We start from the raw sequence: 7,404 nt of genomic DNA on the forward strand, positions 1-7,404 counted from the left end.
ATAACAATTGAATTTGTTAATTATTTTATAACATTTTTAAGTAGGATTGACTATAGCTAAATAAACTTATAATAACTCGTGTACATTGTCCTTCAACTGCTTAAGCACTTTTTGGTACTCATTATCACCGATTTCAATGGTACTCAAGCGACCATAGCGTAACTGGCGGTAGTCTTGCCTAATTTGCATAATTTTTTCTTGGATAACGTCAGGGTGATCACTGTCCGTTAATGTACTAGCAGTACTGATCTTAGCTTCATTACTGACCTTAGCTGCATTATTGACATCTGTATCATTGCGACTATCAATAGCGCTGGCCAAGCGCTCAAGCCATGCCAGCTGACCTTCGTTATCGGTGCGAGCTAATGACTTATCTTGCTTAGCTATACGCTGTGACAGCTGAACCAGTGGCAAATCTGCTGGATGCCAGCGTTTTCGGCGACGATACCAGATGATAAATACCAAAACAGCCATGACCGTAATAGCACTCGCTGCCAACCAGACAATCTGCTGCATGATAGAGCTGATATTGAACCACTTAAGTAGCGAGTTAGATTGCTTATCCTGATCGTAGCCAACGACGTCTTTTTGCCAATAATAGCTGGCTTGATCTGAGAAACGACGTAAGGCTTGTAGCATTTGATACTGTTGATAGTTGATCTGTGCACCAGCGCCATCACCAAACATTGCTGCGCCCTGTGACTGTGTTAGCGCATCCATACCTTGCTCCACACGCTCAGGAGCGACAAAGGCAGTGGGATCGACACGTACCCAGCCTTGACCTTCAAGCCAAACCTCAGTCCACGCATGCGCATCCATCTGCCGAACTTCCCAAACATCACCGCCTCGACTCGGCTCACCACCTTGATAGCCTGCTACGACTCGTGCAGGAATACCCGCTGCGCGCATCATAAAAGTAAAGCTCGATGAGTAATGCTCACAAAATCCTGCTTTAGTATCAAACAAAAACTCATCAATACGGTTATTATTTAGCCGCGGCGGCGATAGCGTATAGCGAAAGTCTGTTCGATTAATCCAGCGCTCAATAGCTGCCATATAACGTACAGGGTCAGAGCCTGACTGTGCAAATAACTGCTTGGCCAGTGCTCGTGTTTGTGGATTGCCCTCACTTGGCAATGCTAAATTTCGACGCCTTAAATTATCACTAAGGACAGGGTCGATACGCATCGACGGAAACTGCAATACGTTATAGCGTAGCTGCTGCGTGACAGGCTGGTTATTTAATAACGTAAAATTTGAGGTGGTACTGATATTTGGTTGACTGGTAAACGGGTAATCAAGTCCAAACAGCCAGTTTTGCTGCGTGGGTTCTAAAATAACTTGATAAGTGCTCGGTGCTACTTGCTCAGCTTCAGGAACGGTAGCAAATACATTTTCAATCCAAGTAGGTCTTTGCGACACTGCTTGCCACTGTCGCTGCTGGGGGCTAGGACGCCACGTCACTCCATCAAAATCACTAAATACCAAACCACGCCAATAGAGCTGCTGCTGTGGTGGGCGGTTATTTTTAAACTCTACCCGAAATGCTAGCTCAGTTGACTGTCCTAAGTTAGCAAAGTCGCCAGGTGACATACTGTCGGAGACACCCGTGATTGCTTGCTGACCTGAGAGCTGAACGGACCATAGCGGCGGTAAGCGTGGAAAAAACAAAAACAACACTACCAATAACGGTAGCGCACCAACACCCAGCACACCCAAAGTACGCAGACGTCCATCACCACGAGCATTGCCATCATCATTTAATGCAATGAAAGCGAGCAACACGATAACCGCACCAATCACAACCTCTAAAGTCGTAAACAGCCCTTGATCCATCAAAAACAATGCAGCCAATACAAACAGTGATAAGTTCAACACCACATAGGCATCGCGGCGCTTATACAACTCCCAAAGCTTGCTAATGAGGCATAGCACTAAAAATGCCACACCCATATCTAACCCAAATGCCGTATTATAAGTCAACCACAAGCCAGCCAGACCTAATAAAAACCCAAGCATCTGCATGCCTTGATAAACACGCTTTAAACGGGCTATTTTTTTGAAGCGCGCTTTCACTTGTGGTAGCTGAGCGCTAATACTCACCACTGCAAAACCTATTAACCATAAAGGCAAGTGTGCAGCGTGCGGTAGAATGACAACCACTTGAGCAATGATGACCCAATAATACGCTGGTAGCGCAAATAATTTGCGGTGCCATTTACTATTACGGTTCAGCGCACTATCAGCGGTGGCGTTATGACCTTGTGCTAACTGCTCAAAGCTCGCAGAATTTACTGCCTCTATTGTGGCAGTGCTAGCAGATTGGTTGTCAGAAAAAACGGGAGAGTGACTCATGGTGCTTTCGCCAGCCTTAGCAAGCAAGCTTGCGCAAAGCCATCACCTTCACCCACCATTGCAGCAGACGGCATATCACTAGGTAAGCGCATATTAAATGGCACGCCAAGCTGGCCTAGTGTGACCACACCATAAGCCAATTGCGCCAGCTTTTGCTCATGCTGGGCGGCAGGCATGTCAGCATAATCTAGCGTTTGCTCATGACCGACAGGATCGGCGAAATGCTTGGTAAGCATGCCCTGACCTCGTGCCACATGTCCCCAAGACACGCGCGCCAACGACTCACCTTCTACATAATTATCGAGTCGCTCAAAATCATCTTGACCTTGCCGATGCTGTCCACCTACCGGTAAATCCTCTGCACTTGCGACAGCATACTGCGCTTGCCAGTCGAAAGCTTCTGGCTTTGGATACACCCAAGCTGTACGGGCAAAGTAGACATAAGACCATGCTCGCATGATACCTAAAGGATAAACGGTTTTTATTTTTAGACGTGGTAATTCAAGCTGGCCACGAGCATTGGTTTGAACAGGAAGTCGAATAATTTGCTCACCTTGCAGTCTAGCGACCAGTACAGAATGTTGACTATCGGCGTGCTTTTTCTTTTGGTTATCAAGCGACTCAAAATCAAATAACAGCTGTCGTCTTGGTTGGCGGCTCTCACTACGCAGTTGTAAAGTCACCCACGCAGGTGCGCCGGCCTCTACCATTGTTACCTCTAGGAGTTGCAGCTTTAGGCCTGAAATATGGGCAAACGTTACATGAAAGCTGATAAGCCAAACACTCACCAAATAAAAGCACAATCCTAGCACCAAATTATTGCCATAATTGATACCAGCGATAAAGGTGATCACTAGCAATACTAAAAACAGCATGCCTTCACGGCTAAAGAAGATGTATACGTTGCGCAAATTCAGAGTAGCACTATCGCTTTTAGGTGCGCGCGATGCAAACCAGCGACTTAATGCTGAGGTAATTGGTACGGTTAAGGCTTTTGGCAAAAGACTCATGACTACCCTATCCTTACCATTAATTGATAAGCTGACTGATCACTGTTTTGAAGTGTTCCACTATTAAATAATATTTTTAAATGACGACAGGCACTGATGCTAAGATTCGTTGGGCAATGGTTTGCGGTGAGCTCCCACCTGTCACATGAGCAGGTATAAAACGCTGACCGAGTCGATGGTCCGTTACAGCAGCAAACACGGCTTGGATGTCTTCAGGCGTGATCTCCATATGCCCTGACACATAAGCATGAGCCTGTGCCGCACGTTGTAATGACAGCACGCCACGCGGTGACAAACCATGATACTCTTGGCTCGCGCGAGTTTTTGCGACCAGTCTTTGTAGATAGTCCAGCACCACATCTGCGACATAGACTTGCTTGACGCCTTGTTGAGCGAGCAAAACGGCATCGGCATCGAGCACAGCCGATAAACTTTGTAGCAACTCACGACGATTCTGGCCTTTTAAAAGTTCACGCTCTGCCGCAGGTGACGGATAACCCAACGACAAACATAATAAGAATCTATCAAGCTGCGACTCAGGAAGCGGATAGACACCAGCTTGCTGCAATGGGTTTTGAGTCGCAATCACAAAAAACGGCTGCGGTAAACGATGAGTCTGCCCATCTTGACTAACCTGCCGCTCTTCCATCGCTTCTAATAACGCGCTTTGCGTCTTAGGACTAGAGCGATTGATCTCATCAGCGAGCAATAGCTGAGTAAAAATAGGACCATGGCGAAATTCAAACTGCTGCTTACTTTGATCATAGATACTCATTCCCAAAATATCTGCAGGCAGCATATCATTGGTAAATTGTACCCGATTAAAACTCAGCCCTAACAACTGCGCCAGCCCTTGTGCTAAGGTAGTTTTACCCATACCTGGCAGATCCTGCAGTAGTAAATGCCCACCTGCTAATATGCCACTGAGTGCGAGCTTCACCACTTGCGGCTTGTCGAGCACAATTTGATTCAGTTGCACCATTAACTGTTCAATTTTTTGCTGATTATGGCGATAGTCCGTCGTTTCATGCGTCATAGGAAGTCATTGGCTCGTTTTTTATGGCAATAGTAGTTATAACGTCGTTACAACATCAAATTTTACTTTTTATCATCATCCACTGCTGGTAATGGCGCACGAAGTGTTGATAAATAAGCAATCACATCAGCGCGTTCTTTAGCATCCGGCATTGGATTAGATAACATCTTTGAACCTGTCATCGCTTTTTCGGCATCAGCAATATAAGGGTCAAGTGTCTCAGCATCCCAGACCCAACCTGACTGTTTTAACCCTTCGCTATAAGTGTAATCGTTTAGCGTAGCAGCCGGTGCACCATAGATATTCATCAACTGTGGACCTTTTTTATTGAGTCCGGCATTGAGCCGATGGCATTGGCCACAGGCATCTTGGTAGATAATAGCACCATTATCCGCATCGCCTGCGGTATATAATGGTAAGGTTACAGGATCGCGGTGGTCAGGTGGTGGGCTATGCTTACAGGCACTGAGCGATAAAACAGCGACGAGAATACCACCTATTTGATATTTACTAATAATAGACATGTTTGGTAATCTTTGGTTAGAGAATATCAGCCGTATATAAACAACATAAATAAATACTGGCAAAAAGACAGCATTATTTGTCAGCTTATACACCAACAAATAATGCTTAAATGACAAATACCACAAAAGACATTATGGCATATTAAGTCGCAACATTTATCGTACTACTAGGCTCTTCTAAGTAATAACCTTGTAGATAGCGCGCACCCACACTCCAAGCAACAGACATCGTTGCAGCATCTTCGATATAAGGCATTAGCACATCAACATTGACTTCATTGGTTCGTCTAATAAGTGACTTCACCGTATCTAAGTTATCTGATGAGTCAATATCCTCCACATAGCTACGCGGCAAACGTGCCAAATCTGGCTGCACAAAACTAGCAATTTCTATAGATTTGGCAGAAGAGCCAAAATTATTGATACCTAGCTGACAACTGATCTTACTAAGCGCTGCAAACTGAGTTTTCGCGATGGTCAAATGATCTGAGATGTCTTTTTCATTAAACTGTAAGGTAAGTACACCTGCTGCACCGCCCACCGCTTTTATCAATTGGCTAGCAACACTAGGTAGTTTTTTATCAATCAATGACGCGCTTGTTAACTGTACCAACAGCCTAGCTTCAGGGTGCGTTTTACGTACATCATTTATTTTTTTACAGGCATTAATTAGCACCCAGCGATCTATCTTCTCTAGCAAATTATGCGTTTTGGCAACTGCCATGAATTGATCAGGAGTCAACACCGTATTCTCAGCATCGGCTAATGGTAAGCATAGATAGACCTCAAAGAAATCACTGCGATCATTATCAATATCATATATTGGCTGAAACGATAGCTCAAAACGATTGTTGGCGATGGCATCAACTAATGACTCCGCCAATGCGTTATCATCACTATTGGCATGTTCGCTTGGATCGTATAAATGGTAAGTGTCGCCATGATTAGATGTTTCAATCATAATCTGGTTGATGGCATCCATCGCACGCTCGAGCAATATATTTGGCTCTACCGTATTTTTGTCAATTTTGACAATGCCGATACTGACCGTCGTACTAGTAGTACGTTTCTCCACTTCAATAAGCATACTACTGATGTGCGAACCAATATGCTCAGCCAGTTCTTTAAGCTCTGAGCCGCTCTTGTCTTCTACAAGAATAGTAAATGCGGTATCACTGAAACGGCTAACATGTCCATCTGACACCAACTCATCTAATGCATACGCCACCTGCTTGACAGTAGCATCTATGCCTTGCAAACCTAGACTACTTCTAATTTTACCGATATTATCAAGCTGAACGTATAGTAGACCTGCCGTCAACAAGTCTTGGCGTGCTTGCTGATACACCGCTTCCATTTTTTCTTCAAAGCCGCGGCGATTGCTAATACCTGTTAGACTATCTTTACATTCAGCCGCAGCCAAACGCTCGGCAATTTCGGCGCTGTTACTGTGATCTTGTTGGATGATAACCTGAGTCACTGGCTCACCGTCTAAGGTTGCAGCAGCCAGCTGTAACTTTGCTTCAAAAGTACTACCGTCTGTTCGTATACTTTCAAACTTAAACTCTACTTCTTGACGATTACCTTTAGCAAACTGACGCAAAAACTGCTTAAACCCTTTGACGTTATCGCCACCTGCAATCAGGTCAATAATAGGTACACCAACGACATCATGCATCGAGTCAAAACCAAAAAGCTGAAGATAAGGGTCGTTGGCAAAAATATGGATGCCTTCATCTATATAGGCAACCGCACTTTTAGAGTTTTTAATCAAGACATTGGCACGTTGCTCAGCTTCAGAGAGTACATGTCGTAATGTTTTGAGCTCACGGCGACTGCGTAAGCTATCATGCTGCAAACAAATAGACATGACCACTGCCATTTCTTCGTCTACTTTGAGTGCTTTGACCATTGTACCGCTGATAATATTAGGTAACGCCTCATTATTACGAATTGGCGATGCCATCTTTTCATCCAACAGGCAAATCATAGGGAGATCAATATCTTGCTCTTGGACGATACCCACGACATCTGTGAAATTCATATCATAGGCATTACCAAATACCAAAACATCCCACGACTGTCGTAGCGACTTTAACAGCTCTTCTTTATCATCTAAAAATCCTAAATTCACATCATCATAATAACTACCTAATAAGTGCACAAGGTGCTCAGCGTATAGCTGATCGTCATCGATAACTAACAAATTCAAGATGGATTGAGTACGCATAATCAGCCTTTAAAACATGATCTTATTTTTATATGTTATTTTCGATATCTTACGCACATTCCAAAAGATCAACCTAGTACAGAGTGTACTATGAAGAATAGGATTAGCGATTTGTATAACACGGGTATACTTTTTAGATCGAAATAACATGCTTATTAACCACAGATATTATATAAACGAGAGTAATAATATTTGGTGGTGTTCTAAAAAGTATGCTGGCATCAGACATAGCCATAATTGACATAGAAG

Annotated in this window: 5 protein-coding genes; all 5 read right to left on the reverse strand. The window is 44.0% G+C overall.

Going from position 1 to position 7,404, the window contains the following annotated elements:
* Positions 1-66: 66 nt before the first annotated feature.
* The 5 genes from EI164_RS13340 to EI164_RS13360 all read right to left on the reverse strand — a co-directional run bounded on the left by EI164_RS13340 (position 67) and on the right by EI164_RS13360 (position 7,155).
* Positions 67-2,355 carry a transglutaminaseTgpA domain-containing protein gene (locus EI164_RS13340; protein WP_192520435.1) on the reverse strand — a complete coding sequence of 763 codons (2,289 nt, stop codon included), beginning with the start codon at positions 2,353-2,355 and terminating at the stop codon, positions 67-69.
* Positions 2,352-3,365 (reverse strand): DUF58 domain-containing protein, encoded by a 1,014-nt coding sequence (locus EI164_RS13345; protein WP_192520436.1) that lies wholly within the window; start codon positions 3,363-3,365, stop codon positions 2,352-2,354. The genes EI164_RS13340 and EI164_RS13345 overlap by 4 nt, the downstream gene beginning before the upstream one ends.
* 76 nt (positions 3,366-3,441) lie before the next feature.
* Positions 3,442-4,401: an AAA family ATPase gene (locus EI164_RS13350; RefSeq protein ID WP_192520437.1), complete on the reverse strand. Its 960-nt coding sequence runs from the start codon at positions 4,399-4,401 to the stop codon at positions 3,442-3,444.
* A 62-nt stretch (positions 4,402-4,463) separates the two neighbouring features.
* A complete protein-coding gene (locus EI164_RS13355; RefSeq protein ID WP_192520438.1) occupies positions 4,464-4,925 on the reverse strand; it encodes a c-type cytochrome in 462 nt (153 codons plus the stop codon).
* 142 nt (positions 4,926-5,067) lie between these two features.
* Positions 5,068-7,155 (reverse strand): EAL domain-containing protein, encoded by a 2,088-nt coding sequence (locus EI164_RS13360; protein ID WP_192520439.1) that lies wholly within the window; start codon positions 7,153-7,155, stop codon positions 5,068-5,070.
* Between the last annotated feature and the right edge of the window lie 249 nt (positions 7,156-7,404).

Origin of the sequence: Psychrobacter sp. FME13 (assembly GCF_014861395.1) — a bacterium.
Taxonomy (GTDB): Bacteria; Pseudomonadota; Gammaproteobacteria; order Pseudomonadales; family Moraxellaceae; genus Psychrobacter.

Bases quoted from the DNA above. Each gene is read 5' to 3' on its own strand.
- EI164_RS13355 (WP_192520438.1), bottom strand. From the start codon at position 4,925: ATGTCTATTATTAGTAAATATCAAATAGGTGGTATTCTCGTCGCTGTT.
- EI164_RS13340 (WP_192520435.1), bottom strand. From the start codon at position 2,355: ATGAGTCACTCTCCCGTTTTTTCTGACAACCAATCTGCTAGCACTGCC.
- EI164_RS13350 (WP_192520437.1), bottom strand. From the start codon at position 4,401: ATGACGCATGAAACGACGGACTATCGCCATAATCAGCAAAAAATTGAA.
- EI164_RS13345 (WP_192520436.1), bottom strand. From the start codon at position 3,365: ATGAGTCTTTTGCCAAAAGCCTTAACCGTACCAATTACCTCAGCATTA.
- EI164_RS13360 (WP_192520439.1), bottom strand. From the start codon at position 7,155: ATGCGTACTCAATCCATCTTGAATTTGTTAGTTATCGATGACGATCAG.